This is a genomic window from Pseudomonas sp. GW822-FHT06D10 (genome assembly GCF_058799535.1).
In genome coordinates, this window is the sequence record NZ_JBXALN010000006.1 from 272,050 (window position 1) to 286,280 (window position 14,231).

16 protein-coding genes are annotated in these 14,231 nt (G+C 66.4%); 11 read left to right on the forward strand and 5 right to left on the reverse strand.

What is annotated here, in order from left to right:
- The first annotated feature begins 8 nt into the window (after positions 1-8).
- The 4 genes from kdpC to AC1RL5_RS21890 all read left to right on the forward strand — a co-directional run bounded on the left by kdpC (position 9) and on the right by AC1RL5_RS21890 (position 6,217).
- Positions 9-692 carry a potassium-transporting ATPase subunit KdpC gene (gene kdpC / locus AC1RL5_RS21875; RefSeq protein ID WP_015636717.1) on the forward strand — a complete coding sequence of 228 codons (684 nt, stop codon included), beginning with the start codon at positions 9-11 and terminating at the stop codon, positions 690-692.
- Positions 693-704: 12 nt separating this feature from the next.
- Positions 705-2,777, forward strand: coding sequence for a potassium-transporting ATPase subunit KdpB (kdpB, locus tag AC1RL5_RS21880; protein ID WP_011062825.1), 2,073 nt, complete (start codon positions 705-707; stop codon positions 2,775-2,777).
- Positions 2,778-2,855: 78 nt separating this feature from the next.
- The gene (locus tag AC1RL5_RS21885; RefSeq protein ID WP_019093585.1) at positions 2,856-5,528 is read left to right on the forward strand and encodes a DUF4118 domain-containing protein; all 2,673 of its coding nucleotides are present in this window, start codon (positions 2,856-2,858) and stop codon (positions 5,526-5,528) included.
- Positions 5,525-6,217, forward strand: coding sequence for a response regulator (locus tag AC1RL5_RS21890; RefSeq protein ID WP_011062823.1), 693 nt, complete (start codon positions 5,525-5,527; stop codon positions 6,215-6,217). The genes AC1RL5_RS21885 and AC1RL5_RS21890 overlap by 4 nt, the downstream gene beginning before the upstream one ends.
- Here the strand turns inward: AC1RL5_RS21890 and AC1RL5_RS21895 are convergent.
- Positions 6,196-6,336: a hypothetical protein gene (locus tag AC1RL5_RS21895; RefSeq protein WP_177190996.1), complete on the reverse strand. Its 141-nt coding sequence runs from the start codon at positions 6,334-6,336 to the stop codon at positions 6,196-6,198. The genes AC1RL5_RS21890 and AC1RL5_RS21895 overlap by 22 nt on opposite strands.
- A gap of 211 nt (positions 6,337-6,547) precedes the next feature.
- On the opposite strand from AC1RL5_RS21895, the gene AC1RL5_RS21900 reads away from it, so the two are divergent.
- Positions 6,548-7,045 carry a GNAT family N-acetyltransferase gene (locus tag AC1RL5_RS21900; protein ID WP_072450738.1) on the forward strand — a complete coding sequence of 166 codons (498 nt, stop codon included), beginning with the start codon at positions 6,548-6,550 and terminating at the stop codon, positions 7,043-7,045.
- 34 nt (positions 7,046-7,079) lie between these two features.
- On the opposite strand, the gene AC1RL5_RS21905 is transcribed toward AC1RL5_RS21900, so the two are convergent.
- Entirely contained in the window at positions 7,080-7,565 is a 486-nt protein-coding gene (locus AC1RL5_RS21905) for a GNAT family N-acetyltransferase (RefSeq protein WP_011062821.1), read from the reverse strand.
- Between the two features lie 183 nt (positions 7,566-7,748).
- Here AC1RL5_RS21905 and AC1RL5_RS21910 point away from each other — a divergent pair, with 183 nt between their 5' ends.
- The 4 genes from AC1RL5_RS21910 to AC1RL5_RS21925 all read left to right on the forward strand — a co-directional run bounded on the left by AC1RL5_RS21910 (position 7,749) and on the right by AC1RL5_RS21925 (position 10,360).
- Positions 7,749-8,183, forward strand: coding sequence for a YybH family protein (locus AC1RL5_RS21910; RefSeq protein ID WP_072442730.1), 435 nt, complete (start codon positions 7,749-7,751; stop codon positions 8,181-8,183).
- 67 nt (positions 8,184-8,250) lie between these two features.
- Positions 8,251-8,595 carry a YciI family protein gene (locus tag AC1RL5_RS21915; protein ID WP_011062819.1) on the forward strand — a complete coding sequence of 115 codons (345 nt, stop codon included), beginning with the start codon at positions 8,251-8,253 and terminating at the stop codon, positions 8,593-8,595.
- 26 nt (positions 8,596-8,621) lie between these two features.
- Positions 8,622-9,113 carry an SRPBCC family protein gene (locus AC1RL5_RS21920; RefSeq protein ID WP_011062818.1) on the forward strand — a complete coding sequence of 164 codons (492 nt, stop codon included), beginning with the start codon at positions 8,622-8,624 and terminating at the stop codon, positions 9,111-9,113.
- Positions 9,113-10,360 carry an RNA polymerase sigma factor gene (locus AC1RL5_RS21925; protein WP_011062817.1) on the forward strand — a complete coding sequence of 416 codons (1,248 nt, stop codon included), beginning with the start codon at positions 9,113-9,115 and terminating at the stop codon, positions 10,358-10,360. The genes AC1RL5_RS21920 and AC1RL5_RS21925 overlap by 1 nt, the downstream gene beginning before the upstream one ends.
- A gap of 52 nt (positions 10,361-10,412) precedes the next feature.
- Here AC1RL5_RS21925 and AC1RL5_RS21930 read toward each other — a convergent pair whose 3' ends face one another.
- The gene (locus AC1RL5_RS21930; protein ID WP_011062816.1) at positions 10,413-11,138 is read right to left on the reverse strand and encodes an SDR family oxidoreductase; all 726 of its coding nucleotides are present in this window, start codon (positions 11,136-11,138) and stop codon (positions 10,413-10,415) included.
- A 111-nt stretch (positions 11,139-11,249) separates the two neighbouring features.
- Here AC1RL5_RS21930 and AC1RL5_RS21935 point away from each other — a divergent pair, with 111 nt between their 5' ends.
- Positions 11,250-12,074, forward strand: coding sequence for a LysR family transcriptional regulator (locus AC1RL5_RS21935; protein ID WP_207239687.1), 825 nt, complete (start codon positions 11,250-11,252; stop codon positions 12,072-12,074).
- A gap of 22 nt (positions 12,075-12,096) precedes the next feature.
- On the opposite strand, the gene AC1RL5_RS21940 is transcribed toward AC1RL5_RS21935, so the two are convergent.
- Positions 12,097-12,951, reverse strand: coding sequence for a LysR family transcriptional regulator (locus tag AC1RL5_RS21940; protein WP_015636709.1), 855 nt, complete (start codon positions 12,949-12,951; stop codon positions 12,097-12,099).
- 88 nt (positions 12,952-13,039) lie between these two features.
- Here AC1RL5_RS21940 and AC1RL5_RS21945 point away from each other — a divergent pair, with 88 nt between their 5' ends.
- Positions 13,040-13,474, forward strand: coding sequence for a multidrug/biocide efflux PACE transporter (locus AC1RL5_RS21945; protein ID WP_011062813.1), 435 nt, complete (start codon positions 13,040-13,042; stop codon positions 13,472-13,474).
- Between the two features lie 7 nt (positions 13,475-13,481).
- On the opposite strand, the gene AC1RL5_RS21950 is transcribed toward AC1RL5_RS21945, so the two are convergent.
- A complete protein-coding gene (locus AC1RL5_RS21950) occupies positions 13,482-14,129 on the reverse strand; it encodes a TetR/AcrR family transcriptional regulator (RefSeq protein WP_072450736.1) in 648 nt (215 codons plus the stop codon).
- Between the last annotated feature and the right edge of the window lie 102 nt (positions 14,130-14,231).

The following is a 14,231-nucleotide window of genomic DNA, read 5'->3' on the forward strand; positions in this document are numbered from 1 at the left end:
GGGTTGTGATGACTACGCAAATGCAAACCCAGGGCGCCACCGCGCTGCTGTTCAAGGGCCTGTTGCGCCCGGTGCTGGTGTCGGCGGTGTTCTTCATGCTGCTCACCGGGCTGGCCTATCCGCTGGTTACCACGGGGTTGGCCAACCTGCTGTTTCCGTTCCAGGCCCAGGGCAGCCTGGTGCAGCGTGATGGCCGGGTCGTGGGCTCGGCGCTGATCGGCCAGGCGTTCGACCGCCCGGAGTATTTCCAGGGCCGCCCGAGCATGACCCTGGGCAGCGATCCGCTGGACCCGAGCAAGAGTGTGCCCCAGCCCTACAACGCCGGGGCCAGTGGCGCCAGCAACCTGGGCCCCACCAGCCAGAAGCTGGTGGACAGCGTGGCCGCGCGGGTCAGCGCCTATCGCCAGCTCAATGGCCTGGCGGCAGACATGCCGGTGCCAGTGGACGCAGTGACCGCCTCGGCCTCCGGCCTGGACCCGCACATCTCCCTGGCCAACGCCCGGCTGCAACTGAACCGGGTGGCCCGCCAGCGGCAAATGGCCGCCGTGGACGTGCTGATGCTGCTGCAGGCGCACAGCGAAAGCCGCACCTTCGGCCTGCTGGGCGAGCCCCGGGTCAATGTGCTGCAACTCAACCTGGCGCTGGATGCCCAAGCGCCCCTGCATTCCTCGCCCGTTGCGGCCAGTGAGTAAGAGACGTCGATCATGAGTAGCAACCCTCGTATAGCGTTGTTCGACCGTGGGCTAGTGCTCACCGCGTGCCTGGATGCCGTGAAGAAACTGCTGCCCCAGGCGCAGTGGAAGAACCCGGTGATGTTCGTGGTCTACCTGGGCAGCCTTCTCACCACCCTGCTGTGGTTCCAGTCCCTGGGCGGCGAGGGTGAGGCCCCCAGCGGCTTTATCCTCAGCATCACCCTGTGGCTGTGGTTCACCGTGCTGTTTGCCAACTTTGCCGAAGCCCTGGCCGAGGGCCGCAGCCGGGCCCAGGCGGCGAGCCTCAAGGGCATGAAGCGCCAGACCCTGGCCAAGCTGCTGCAACAGCCCCGGCATGGCGCCGCCTGGTTGCCCATGGCCGCCAGCGAACTGCGCAAGGACATGGTGGTGCTGATCGAGGCCGGCGACCTGGTGCCCCTGGACGGCGAGGTCATCGAAGGCGTGGCCACGGTGGACGAAAGCGCCATCACCGGTGAATCGGCACCGGTGATCCGCGAGGCCGGGGGCGATTTCTCCTCGGTCACCGGCGGCACCCGGGTGCTGTCGGACTGGTTGGTGGTGCGCATCAGCGTCAACCCAGGCGAGTCGTTCCTGGACCGCATGATCTCCATGGTGGAGTCGGCCAAGCGCCAGAAGACTCCCAACGAGGTGGCCCTGACCATTCTCCTGGTGGGCCTGACCCTGCTGTTCCTGCTGGTGATCGTGACCCTGAGCCCGTACTCGATCTTCGCCGTGGCCATGAGCGGCACCGGCAGTGTGATCAGCGCCACGGTGATGGTGGCGCTGCTGGTGTGCCTGATCCCCACCACCATCGGTGGCCTGCTCTCGGCCATCGGCGTGGCGGGCATGAGCCGGATGATGTCGGCCAATGTCATTGCCACCTCCGGCCGCGCCGTGGAAGCGGCGGGGGACGTGGACGTGCTGCTGCTGGACAAGACCGGCACCATCACCCTGGGCAACCGCCAGGCCAGCGCCTTCCTGCCGGCGCCGGGGATCAAGGACAGCGAACTGGCGCAAGCCGCGCAACTGGCTTCCCTGGCGGACGAAACCCCGGAAGGCCGGAGCATTGTGGTGCTGGCCAAGCAACTGTTCGACATCCGTGGGCGTGACCTTCACGCCCTGGGCGCCAGCTTCGTGCAGTTCACCGCCCAGACCCGCATGAGCGGGGTCGACCTGCCCGAGGGCCGGAGCATCCGCAAGGGCGCGGCCGATGCCATCCGCCGGCATATCGAGGCCCAGGGCGGCAGCTTCCCGCCGGCCTTGCAGGCCAAGGTCGATGAAGTCTCGCGCCGTGGCAGTACGCCGCTGGTAGTCAGTGAAGGCGCCCAGGCCCTGGGCGTGGTGGAGCTCAAGGACGTGGTCAAGGGCGGGATCAAGGAGCGCTTCGCCGAGCTGCGGCGCATGGGCATCAAGACCGTGATGATCACCGGCGACAACCGCCTGACCGCGGCGGCCATCGCCGTGGAAGCCGGGGTCGACGATTTCCTCGCCGAAGCGCGGCCCGAGGACAAGCTGCAACTGATCCGCGACTACCAGGCCAAGGGCAAGCTGGTGGCCATGACCGGCGACGGTACCAACGACGCCCCGGCCCTGGCCCAGGCCGACGTGGCGGTGGCCATGAACAGCGGCACCCAGGCGGCCAAGGAAGCCGGCAACATGGTGGACCTGGACAGCAACCCGACCAAGCTGATCGAAGTGGTGGAAGTGGGCAAGCAGATGCTCATGACCCGCGGCGCCCTGACCACCTTCAGCGTGGCCAACGACGTGGCCAAGTATTTTGCTATCGTACCGGCCGCCTTCGTCGCCACTTACCCGCAACTGGCGGCGCTGAACGTGATGCACCTGAACAGCCCGAACTCGGCGATTCTCAGTGCGGTGATCTTCAACGCGCTGATCATCGTGTTCCTCATCCCCCTGGCGCTCAAGGGGGTGAAGTACCGGGCCATTGGCGCCGCGGCACTGCTCAACCGCAACCTGCTGATCTACGGCCTGGGCGGGGTGCTGGTACCCTTCGCCGGGATCAAGCTGATCGACATGCTGCTGGCCGGCCTCGGCCTGGTCTGACAGGGACTTGCAAGGCGGCGCTCTTTCGAGTGCCGCCTTGTCCATTTAAGGATGCACATGGCTGTTCTCGATGCTGACATGCCGCCCCGCGACGGTCGCCCCGATCCCGATGCGCTGCTGGAAAAACTGCAGCAGGACGAGCAAGCGGCCCAACGGGGCAAACTGCGGATCTATTTCGGTTCCAACGCCGGAGTCGGCAAGACCTGCGCCATGCTCACCGCGGCGCGCAACGAAGTGGCCCAGGGCCGCGACGTGGTGGCCGGGGTGGTGGAAACCCATGGCCGGCGAGAAACCGCCGAGCTGCTGCAAGGGCTGCAAGTGCTGGAGCGCCACCGCCTGATGCACCGCGACTACGCCTTGCCGGAGTTCGACCTGGATGCCGCCCTGGCGCGCCACCCGGCGGTGCTGCTGGTGGACGAGCTGGCCCACAGCAACGTGCCCGGCTCGCGCCATCCCAAGCGCTGGCAGGACGTGGAGGAATTGCTGCGGGCCGGGATCGATGTCTGGACCACCCTCAACGTCCAGCACCTGGAAAGCCTCAACGACATCGTCAGCGGGATCATCGGCATCCGGGTGCGCGAAACGGTGCCCGACCACCTGTTCGACGAAGCCCACGAAGTGCTGGTGATCGACCTGCCGCCGGATGACCTGCTGCGCCGCCTCAAGGACGGCAAGGTCTACCTCGGGCCCCAGGCCGAACGCGCTTCACGGCATTTCTTTCGCAAGGGCAACCTGCTGGCCCTGCGTGAACTGACCCTGCGCCGCACCGCCGACCGGGTCGATGCACAGATGCGCGACTATCGCCGCGAGCGTTCGATCAATGCCTTGTGGCCGGCTCGCGAGCGCTTGCTGGTGGGGATCGCCGGCGACCCGGCGGATGAGCGCCTGGTGCGCGAAGCCGCGCGCCTGGCGCAAAAGCTCGAAGCCGACTGGATGGTGGTGCACGTGGCTTCGGCCCAGCGCCGTGGCGCCGGCGCCGCCCGTTATGCGGCGGCCATGAAGACCCTGGCCCTGGCCGCCGAGTTTGGCGCCGAGACCGCCACTTTGCCCGGCATGGATGTCGCCGAAGCCCTGGTGGCCTGCGCTCGCGAGCACAACGCCAATCGCCTGGTGCTGGGCCATTACCCGCGCAAGGTCTGGCAGTTCTGGCACCAGTCGGTGAGCGACCGCATCAGCCGCCAGCACCCGGAAATCGACCAGATCGTAATCGCCAATGGGCCCTTGAGCCGGCGCCCTGCGCCAGTGGACAAGCCCGAGGCCGGCCTGCCGCCCAGCCGCGCGCCGGCCTACCTGTGGGCGAGCCTGGCGTGCTTTGCCGCCACCGCGGTGGCGGCGCTGCTGCTCAAAGTGTTCGACCCGGCCAACGTGGTCATGCTGTTCCTGCTGACGGTGGTCCTGGTGGCGCTGCGCTACGGGCGTGGCCCCGGCGTCTGGGCGGCGATGCTGGCGGTGCTGTGCTTCGATTTCTTCTTCGTCCAGCCGGTGTGGTCGTTCACGGTCAACGACACCCAGTACTTCTTCACCTTCGCCCTGATGCTGGGGATTGCCCTGATCACCGGCCAGCTCACTGCGCGCCTGCGCCATGAAGCACGTACCGCGGCCGCGGGCGAGCGCCGTGCCACCTCCCTGGCCGGGCTGGCCCGTGAGCTGTCGGCGGCGTTGACCGAGGAGCAGATCTGCGCCGTGGCCCTGCGTACCTTCAGTGGGGTGTTCGAGGCCCGGGTCGGGCTGGCGTTGCCGGATGCCGAGAACCGGGTGCGGGCGCTGAGCGCCAATACCCTGGCCATTGACGAGAGCATCGCCCAGTGGGCCTATGACCACGACCAACCGGCCGGGCGCGGCACCGATACCCTGGCGGCGGCCAAGGGCTGCTATCTGCCGCTCAAGGCGCCGATGCGGGTGCGTGGCGTGCTGGTGCTTGAAGCCGAGGATGCCGAGCGCCTCAAGGAGCCGGAAGAACAGCGCCTGCTGGAGGCCTGCATGAGCCAGCTGGCGATTGCCCTGGAGCGCGTGCATTACGTCGAGGTGGCCCAGAGCACTGTGCTGCAGATGGAGGGCGAGCGCATGCGCAACACCCTGCTGGCGGCCATTTCCCATGACCTGCGCACGCCCTTGACCACCATCATCGGCGCCGCCGACGCCGCCTTGCCCCACGCTGCGCAGGGCCCGCTCAAGCACCTGCTGGCAGGGATTCACGATCAGGCTTCGTCCATGCAGCGGCTGATCGAGAACCTGCTGGACATGGCGCGCATGCAGGAGCGCGGGGTACGCCTGAATCGCCAGTGGAACTCCCTGGAGGAGATTGTCGGCAGTGCCCTGCGCCAGCTGCGCGAGCCCCTGGCCGGGCATCAATTGCGAGTGGCCATGGCGCCGCAGCTGCCCTTGGTGGAAGTGGACGCGCTGTTGCTGGAGCGGGTGCTGGTGAACCTTCTGGACAACGCCGCCAAGTACACCCCGGCCGGGACCCTGGTGCAGATCAGCGCCCGCCAGGTCGACCAGCAGATCATCCTGCAGGTCAGCGACAGCGGCCCGGGCTGCCCGAAGGGCAGTTCCCCGGCCAGTCTGTTCGAAGCCTTCAGTCGCGGTCAGCAGGAATCCGCCGTGGCCGGCATCGGCCTGGGCCTGGCCCTGGCCAAACGTATCGTCGAGGCCCATGGCGGGCGCATCGAGGCCCAGCCTCATGCCGATGCCGGGCTGAGTTTTGTCATCACCTTGCCGGCGGGTCAGCCGCCTTCCATGGAAACCCTATGAGCAGCGCACGCATCCTGATCGTCGAGGACGAAGCCAATATCCGCCGTTTCGTCGGTATCGCCCTGGAGGACGAAGGTTTCCAGGTGTTCGAGGCCGACAGCGTCAAGCGCGCCCTGATCCACGCCGCCAGCCGCCAGCCGGACCTAGTGATCGTCGACCTGGGCCTGCCGGACGGCGACGGCAAGCAGTTGATCAGCGAGCTGCGCGGCTGGCTGGCGGTGCCGATCCTGGTGCTGTCGGCCCGGGATCGGGAGGACGAGAAAGTCGCCGCCCTGGATGCCGGCGCCGACGACTACCTGGTCAAACCGTTCGGCGTGCCGGAACTGCTGGCGCGGATTCGCGCGCAACTGCGCCGTCATGGCCAGAGCGGTACGGCGGCCGCCACCAGCAAGGTGGCCTTTGGTGCCATCGAGGTCGACCTAGCCACCCATGAGGTGCGCCGCGAAGGGCTGCCTGTGCACCTCACGCCGATCGAGTACCGCCTGCTCTGCGCGCTGATCCGTGGCCAGAGCCGGGTGCTGACCCATCGCCAGTTGCTGCTGGAAGTCTGGGGCCTGGACTACGTCGACCGCGCCCATTACCTGCGGGTACACATGGCCCATCTGCGGCAGAAGCTGGAGGCCGATCCGGCCCAGCCCCAGCATCTGATCACCGAGTTGCAGGTGGGTTACCGCCTGGTGGGGCTGTGATCCCGGCCCAGGGTTTTTTCGCCGCGGCGCCGTTCGTGGACAAAGTCGATGTACAGGGTGATGCAGCCGAAGGCGGCAATGCCGAACAGCAGTAGAAGGCCGATCTGGATATTGCTCATGGGAAAGCTCCTGGGGGCAGGACGGGGCGGTTCCGGCCCGCTCGGGCCGGCCACCCTGACGTCGGGGAGCTGATAGATAAGCCCTTGGCGCAGGCGTTGCCAGGGCTTATATGAAAGCTTTACGGCGGCCCCTTCGATCCCTATGCAATGCATACGCAGGCTGCACTGTTGGTAGAATCGGCGGCCCTTCTCCGACCCCAGGTTGCCGCCCATGACCGCTTCGACTCCGCTGATCCGCACCGTCCTGCCCACCGACCTGGACCGCTGCTTTGCCATCGAGACCCTGGCCTACGAAGGCGACGAGGCCGCGACCCGGGACAAGATCGCCACCCGCATCGCCACCTGGCCCGAAGGTTTCATCGTTGCCGAGGTGCAGGGTGTGGTGGCCGGCTTCATCAACTCCGGCGCTACCTTCGATGTGCAGATGGCCGACGAGGCCTTCAAGGAACTGATCGGCCACGACCCGGCGGGCCCGGAAGTGGTGATCATGTCGGTGGTGGTGCACCCGGACTTCCAGGGCCTGGGCCTGTCCCGGCAACTGTTGCAAGCCTTCATCGCGCGCATGCGCGAACTGGGCAAGGCGCGCATCCACCTGATGTGCAAGGAACGTCATGTACCGCTGTACCAGCGCTTTGGTTTTGTCTACATCAAGGCGTCGGAGTCGGACCACGGCGGCATGGCCTGGCACGAGATGGTGCAGTCGCTGTAGAGCGGATATCGGGTTTGCAGCCGCGGGCCCGGGGTCAGAACGCCAGCGCCATCCGCCGTTCATAGCCGATCCGGCCCTTGCAGGCTTCGCCGTTTTCCACCCAGCCCAGCTTGCGGTACAGCCTGAGGGCCGGCTGGTTGTCGCTGTCCACCGCCAGGGTCAGGCCCTTGAGTTCGGGCCAGGCCTGGCGGGCGGCCTCAGGCACCGCTTGCAGGCAGGCCTGGCCGAAGCCCCGGCCCTGGTGCCGCCGGTCCACTTGCAGGGCGTGCAGGCTGGCGCTATCGGCATCGGCCCAGGCCGGCAGGCAGGGCGGGCGCTTGAGCAGCAGGAAGGCCACCGGCCACTCCTCGCTGAGCAGGGCAAAGCCCCTGATCGCTCCCCGCGGCGCGTTGTCGAGGGTGTACAGCGCGCCATGAATGTCCCCGCTAAACGCCTTCTGTCCGGGTAGCACCTCAAGCTCCAGCAAGCGGGCATGCTGGTGGCTGTCGAGCTGTTCGTAAGGCACCAGGCGAGTGGTCACGGGGCACGTAGATCCGGTGGGGGGAGGGGGCGGATTCTAGCGATTTTGCCCCGCCGGTAAATTTTTTTATGCGCAGTGTCGATTGCGCGAATGGCCAGACGACTAAGGGTGAACTGAACATTCAACGGCGTGGGTGCAGGGGGTGTTCAGCAGCGGTTCATTCCATTCATGAGGAGTTTCGCCATGCACAATCCATCCAACGAAGCGCAGATCCGCAGCCTGATCGACAACTGGCAACAGGCTGTGATGGCCCGGGATATCCAGCGTATTGTCAGCTACTACGCCGACGACATCACTTCTTTCGACGCGGTCGGTGCCTTGCAATTCAAGGGCAAGGCCGCCTATCGCGAACACTGGGAAGCGTGCATGCAGGTCTGCCCCGGCCCGGGTATTTTCGAGTTCCATCAGTTGCAGGTGCTGGCCGACGAAGAGCTGGCCTTCGCCCACTGGCTGGCTCATTGCGGTGGCACCGATGCCGAGGGCGTGACCAAGGCCTGCTGGATGCGGGTGAGTGCCGCCTACCAGCGCCGTGCGGGCCAATGGCTGGTGGTGCACGAGCACTGGTCGGCGCCGTTCGACATGCTCACCGGGACCACCCAGTTCGACCTGCAACCCTGAGCAACCAGCGGTTCGCCAAAGCGGCGAACAGCGACCATAGTTGCTCAGCCCGAATCCGGAGGTGCCCATGAAATACCTATGCCTGGTCTACAGCGACGAACAGTTGCTGCACAGCCTGCCCGATAGCCCCGAGGATGCCGAGTGCCTGGCCTATGCCGAGTCGGTCCAGGGCAGCGGGCGGATGCTTGCCGCCGAGGCGCTGCAATCGGTGCACACCGCCACCACGGTGCGCATGCGCGGCGGCAAGCTGTCGATCACCGATGGCCCGTTCGCCGAAACCAAGGAACAGTTGGCCGGTTTCTACCTGATCCAGGCCAAGGACTTGAACGAAGCGATCCAGGTGGCCGGGCAGATACCGGCGGCCCGGGTCGGCAGTGTCGAAGTGCGTCCGGTACGTGAATTGAATCCCTGAAAACAACGATAAACAGGAGTTTCGCGATGACTTTCCAGACCGCGGGCCGCAAGCCCGCCGAGCATGAACTGTCCATCAGCCGCCTGATCGACGCGCCGCGCAACAAGGTCTTTCGCGCCTGGACCGAGCCGGCCTTGCTGGCGCAATGGTGGGGGCCCCACGGCATGACCACTCCGGAGTGTGAAATGGACCTGTGGGTCGGTGGCCAGTTTCGTACCCTGATGCGCGCCCCGGACGGCAGCGAGTACCCGACCATGGGGGTGTTCCTGGAGATCGCCGCGCCGTCGCGGCTGGTGTTTACCGACGCCTACCTGCCGGGCTGGATCCCCTCGGGCAAGCCGTTCATGACCGCTGAAGTGACCTTCGAGGAGCAGGGCGACCAGACCCTCTACACTGCCCGCGCCATGCACTGGACCGAGGCCGATCGCAAGGCCCATGAGGCCATGGGCTTTCACGAGGGCTGGGGGCAGAGCCTGGAGCGCCTGGTGGCCCTGGTCACCCGGGACCTGCCGGACTGATGAGCGACCAGCCTCGGGAAGTCATCGCGGCAACGGTGGCGCAGGTCTACCGCGAGCAGTCGCGGCGGATCCTCGCCACCCTGATCCGCCTGCTGGGGGATTTCGACCTGGCCGAGGAGGCGCTGCATGAAGCCTTCTTCGTGGCGGTGGAGCGCTGGCGCAGCGATGGCGTGCCGGACAACCCGCGGGCCTGGCTGGTGTCCGTCGGCCGCTTCAAGGCCATCGACGCCCTGCGTCGCCGGGCGCGCTTCGCGGCGTCACAGGCGGCGCTGCTCAGCCAGCTCGAGCAACTGGAACAGGACGACTGGAGCGCCGAGGACGTGCAAGACGATCGCCTGCGCCTGATCTTCACCTGCTGCCACCCGGCGCTGGCGGCGGATGCCCAGGTACCCCTGACCCTGCGGGAGATCTGCGACCTGAGCACCGAGGAAATCGCCCGGGCCTTTCTGGCCACGCCGGCCACCATCGCCCAGCGCATCGTGCGTGCCAAGGCGAAGATCCGCGATGCGCGGATTCCCTACCAGGTGCCGGCGTTGAGCGAGCTGCCCGAGCGCCTGGAGAGCGTGCTGCGGGTGATCTACCTGGTGTTCAACGAAGGGTATTCGGCTTCCATGGGCGCCGAGCTGACCCGGGAGGACCTGACCCGCGAAGCCATCCGCCTGGGCTACCTGCTGCTGGAACTGTTGCCGGAAGCGGAGGTGATGGGCCTGCTGGCGCTGATGCTGTTGCACGAGTCACGGCGTGGCGCGCGTCTTTCCAGCGACGGCGAGCTGGTCCTGCTGGACGAGCAGGATCGCGGGTTGTGGCAGCAGGACTTGATCGAGCAGGGCTGTGCCCTGGTAGAGCGCGGCCTGCGCAGCGGCCAGGCCGGGCCCTATTGCCTGCAGGCGGCGATTGCCGCGGTGCATGCCGAAGCGCCGAGTGCAGCACAGACCGACTGGCCGCAGATCGTCGGTTTGTATGACGTGCTGCTGCGCCTGCAGCCTTCGCCGGTGATCGAGCTCAACCGTGCCGTGGCCCTGGCCCAGCGCGACGGGCCCGGTGCCGGGCTGGCGCAAGTGGAAGCGATCCTGCTGCGCGGCGACTTGCAGGATTACCACCTGGCCCATGCCGCTCGTGCCGACTTCTGCCGGCAACTGGGGCATATCGCCGCGGCGCGCCAGTCCTACCAGCGGGCCCTGGCCCTGGTCCGGCAAGCCCCCGAGCGGCGCTTCCTCGAACAGCGCCTGGCCCAGCTCCCCCAGTAGCCGCTGCCGAAGGCTGCGACCGAACCCGCCGGGGCGCCAACCGCGCCCCGGCTCAAGCCTGCTGACGGGTCGCCGCCAGGACGATCTCGCGGATACACACTTGCTGCGGCTGCTGGTAGGCAAAGGCAATGGCCCCGGCCACGTCGTCTGCACTCAGCACCGTACCGCCCATGTCCTGTTTCCAGGCCTGGTAACCGGCCTTGATGGCCTCGTCGGTGGTGTGGCTCAGCAGTTCGGTTTCTACCGCACCGGGGGCGATGGTGATGACCCGCACATTGTGCGGCGCCAGCTCTTCGCGCAGGTTTTCCGAGAGCCCGTGGACCGCGAACTTGGTGCCGACATAGGCCACGTGGTTGGCAAAGGTCTTGCGCCCGGCCACCGAACTGACGTTGATCAGGGTGCCCTGGCGGCGCTCGATCATCCCGGACACCACGGCGTGCACGCCATTGAGCAGCCCCTTGACGTTGACGTCGAGCATGCGCTCCCACTGCTGCGGGTCCTGCCGGCTGATTTCCCCCAGGAGCATGACCCCGGCGTTGTTGATCAGGGCGTCCGCCGGGCCGAACCGCGCTTCGGCCTCCGCCACGGCGGCCAGCAGTGCGGCGCGGTCGGTGATGTCCACCGCGCGGCTCAGGCTGTCGGGCAGTTCCAGGGCGTGCAGGCGCTCGACGCGCCGGGCCAGCAGCAGGAGGGGATGGCCGGCCGCCGACAGCAGGCGGGCGGTGGCCTCGCCGATGCCCGAACTGGCGCCGGTGATGATGACGAGAGGCTTGCTCATGGGAGGACTCCAGGAATAAGAAAAATGCATGGCTTTACGGGGCGGGCAGTATATTTAGCCCTCTTGAGGCTGAAAAATGCCTTATTCCTCTGTCTGTCATCGGTATTTCCTATGGATGTCCGCCATCTCAAAGCCTTCCTTGCGGTGTTCGAGGAGCGCAACATCACCGCTGCCGCCCAGCGCTTGTGCATTAGCCAGCCGACCTTGTCGGTGACCATCAAACAGCTTGAGGACGAGTTGGGGGCGCAGTTGTTCCTGCGCCAGCCACGGGGTGTTGAAGTCAGCGAGCAGGCGCGGGTGCTGTATCCCCAGGCCCGGCGCATGGTGGCCGAGGCCGAGAGCTTGAGCCGTCTGTTTCGCCAGGACGAAAGCCGTTTGGCGCTGGAGCTGGGAGTAGAAGGTGATATTGCCGACTGCCAGGTATCCGCTTTCGTACGAATGGCCCAGCAGGCGTTGCCCAACCTGTTGCTGACCTTGCAGGAAGGCTGTGTCGGCGACGCGCGCCTGGCGGTGGAAGAGTTGTGCTGCGAGGACGAATTGTTCCTGCCGTTATGGGAGGAGCCTTATGTGCTGGCGGTGCCGGTGGGGCACAGGCTGCTGGAGCAAGAGCAGCCCCAGCCCCGGGTGGAGGACTGGGTCACTTGCCCGGAGCACGCCTCGCACCAGCGCCTGATGGCGCTCTATGGCGGTGCTGTGCAAGCCCAGGCCGGGCATGCCGGGAGCTTGAAGCAGGCGCTGAACATGGTGGCGGCGGGCCTGGGGGTGGCGATGCTGCCGCTGTCGCTGGTGCAGGGCCGCGAGGGGGTAGAAAGCCGGGCCTTGCACCTGCCGGCGCCCAGCCGGCGGATCGGCTTGTGCTACGCCGTGCAGGCGCTGGAGTCGGCGACCTTGCGCACGCTGCATGACTACTTGCGCACCCTGCGGCCAATCGGCTAGCGGGCGGCGCTGACGAGCGCGGTCATTGCAGCATCTGCGCCAGCAACCAGCTGCCCGCCGGCCCTGGCGGGTGCAGGCGCGACCAGAGCGCGTCCACCGCCACGGTGCGCGGCCAGCCACGCACGTTCAGCTCCTGCAACTTGCCCGCGCCAAAACCTTCCACCAGCCAGCGCGGCAGGGGCGCCCAGCCAAAGCCGCCCTGGGCCATCTCCAGCAGCATCAGGTAGCTGGGGGCCGACCAGACCCGGCCCTGGCAGCGGCTGTCGTAGGGGTTGAGCACGGTGGCCAGACGCAATTCACGGTGCTGGCGCAGGCTTTCCTCATCGACCCGGGCCTGCTGCGCCAAGGGATGCTTGCAGGCCACGTAGAGGGAAATCTCACTGCGCTCTTGCATGGTCTTGTGCTCCAGGTCCGCCGGGTAGTCGGCCTGCATCTCGGCAAAGGCAATCTGCGCCCGGCCGCTCTGCACCAGGGCGATCAGGTCTTCGCACTCGGCAATCAGGCATTCCAGCTCGAGGTCCGGGTAACGCTGCTCGAAGGCGCTCAGGCTGCTTTCGAAGCGATCCGACTGGTAGGTGTCCGACAGCGCCACCGTGAGTTTCGCCTCAATGCCCTGGGACAGCTGGCTGGCGGCCATTTCCAGGCGGCTGGTGGCAGCCAGGATTGCTTCGGCACGCTGCAGCAGCACATGCCCGGCCGGGGTGAGGCCGGGCTTGCGGCTGGAACGGTCGAAAAGCTGCACGTCGAGGTCGATCTCCAGGCTGGCCACCGCCGCGCTGATGGTGGACTGGCTCTTGCCCAGCTTGCGCGCGGCAGCGGAAAAGGAACCTTGGGTGGCTGCCTGGACAAACGCCAGCAGCACTTCATGTGAGGCCATGAACTATCGCCCTGCTCGATGGTTATTGATTATGAAGTATCGGCCTTGTCCTGGAAGATCGGCAACACATTCATTCAAGGAGCCGGCCATGAGCCTTCAGAAATCCCTTAACGAACGCATCTTCCAGGCGGTAGGTTTTGAACTGCTGGCGGTGCTGATCTGCACCCCGCTGCTGTCCTGGATCATGGACAAGCCCATGGCCGACATGGGCCTGGTGACCATCGGTATTGGCCTGTTGGCCCTGGCCTGGAACGTGGTGTTCAACGGCCTGTTCGACCGGTTGCTCAAGCGCTTGCAGTGGGTCCACAACGGTTGGACCCGGGTCCTGCATGCGTTGATGTTCGAAGGCGGGCTGGTGGCAGTGGGCGTACCGATGATTGCCTGGTGGCTGAATATCAGCCTGCTGCAGGCGTTCATCCTGGACATCGGCGTGCTGCTGTTCTTCCTGCCGTACACCTATGTCTATCACTGGGTCTACGACGTGCTGCGGGACAAGTGGCTGCAACAGCGCCTGGCTCACTGAGCCGGTTTCAGGGTGCCGGGTGCCGCCCTTCGATGGCAGCCAGATAGGCTTCCAGCGCCCGCGGCACTTCTTCGAGCAGCAGCTGGCTCTTGAACTCGGGGTGTTCCAGGGCCAGATGGAACAGGCCGATGGGCAGGCCGAGCATGGCCATGGCGTAGGCCTCGCGCTCGGCGGCACTGGCCTGGGGAAGGCGCAGCGCCAGGACCTGGCGATAGACGCTCTTGATCTGCAGGCGCAGGTCCGGGGCCTGCAACTGGCCCATGGCAAACCCCGGGTTGATCATCAGCAGCAGGTCGGGGTGCTGCTCCAGGTATTCGAGGATCGGCAGCACCATGCGCTCTATCACTTGCCGGCCACTGGACCCCGTCCAGACCTGCGGAGCAACCGCCAGCAGGTCGCTGGTGATGGTGCTCAGGGCTTCGATGTGGCGCTGGCCCAGGGCTTCGAGCACTTGCTGCTTGTCACTGAAAAAATGATAGAGCGAACCGATGGAGGTACCGGCCAGCCGGGCGATGCCGTGCATGGTCAGGTTCGCCGCCCCCTGGCTGGGCAGTAGCCGGGCACAAGCGTCGAGGATCGCCATCACCCGTTCGTGGCCACGGGACTGTTTGGGGGCTCGGTGGGGAGCGGCGGGGGAGGGGATGGATTCGGTCATGGTCAGCGAAATGTCCGGGGGCGCCTATTATGGCGTAGAGCGTGGGGTGCAGTCCTAGAGAAAACTAGACACCATCCTCTACTTTTGCAGAAAATACCCGGC

Bases quoted from the DNA above. Each gene is read 5' to 3' on its own strand.
- kdpC (WP_015636717.1), top strand. From the start codon at position 9: ATGACTACGCAAATGCAAACCCAGGGCGCCACCGCGCTGCTGTTCAAG.
- kdpB (WP_011062825.1), top strand. From the start codon at position 705: ATGAGTAGCAACCCTCGTATAGCGTTGTTCGACCGTGGGCTAGTGCTC.
- AC1RL5_RS21885 (WP_019093585.1), top strand. From the start codon at position 2,856: ATGCCGCCCCGCGACGGTCGCCCCGATCCCGATGCGCTGCTGGAAAAA.
- AC1RL5_RS21890 (WP_011062823.1), top strand. From the start codon at position 5,525: ATGAGCAGCGCACGCATCCTGATCGTCGAGGACGAAGCCAATATCCGC.
- AC1RL5_RS21895 (WP_177190996.1), bottom strand. From the start codon at position 6,336: ATGAGCAATATCCAGATCGGCCTTCTACTGCTGTTCGGCATTGCCGCC.
- AC1RL5_RS21900 (WP_072450738.1), top strand. From the start codon at position 6,548: ATGACCGCTTCGACTCCGCTGATCCGCACCGTCCTGCCCACCGACCTG.
- AC1RL5_RS21910 (WP_072442730.1), top strand. From the start codon at position 7,749: ATGCACAATCCATCCAACGAAGCGCAGATCCGCAGCCTGATCGACAAC.
- AC1RL5_RS21915 (WP_011062819.1), top strand. From the start codon at position 8,251: ATGAAATACCTATGCCTGGTCTACAGCGACGAACAGTTGCTGCACAGC.
- AC1RL5_RS21920 (WP_011062818.1), top strand. From the start codon at position 8,622: ATGACTTTCCAGACCGCGGGCCGCAAGCCCGCCGAGCATGAACTGTCC.
- AC1RL5_RS21925 (WP_011062817.1), top strand. From the start codon at position 9,113: ATGAGCGACCAGCCTCGGGAAGTCATCGCGGCAACGGTGGCGCAGGTC.
- AC1RL5_RS21930 (WP_011062816.1), bottom strand. From the start codon at position 11,138: ATGAGCAAGCCTCTCGTCATCATCACCGGCGCCAGTTCGGGCATCGGC.
- AC1RL5_RS21935 (WP_207239687.1), top strand. From the start codon at position 11,250: ATGGATGTCCGCCATCTCAAAGCCTTCCTTGCGGTGTTCGAGGAGCGC.
- AC1RL5_RS21940 (WP_015636709.1), bottom strand. From the start codon at position 12,951: ATGGCCTCACATGAAGTGCTGCTGGCGTTTGTCCAGGCAGCCACCCAA.
- AC1RL5_RS21945 (WP_011062813.1), top strand. From the start codon at position 13,040: ATGAGCCTTCAGAAATCCCTTAACGAACGCATCTTCCAGGCGGTAGGT.
- AC1RL5_RS21950 (WP_072450736.1), bottom strand. From the start codon at position 14,129: ATGACCGAATCCATCCCCTCCCCCGCCGCTCCCCACCGAGCCCCCAAA.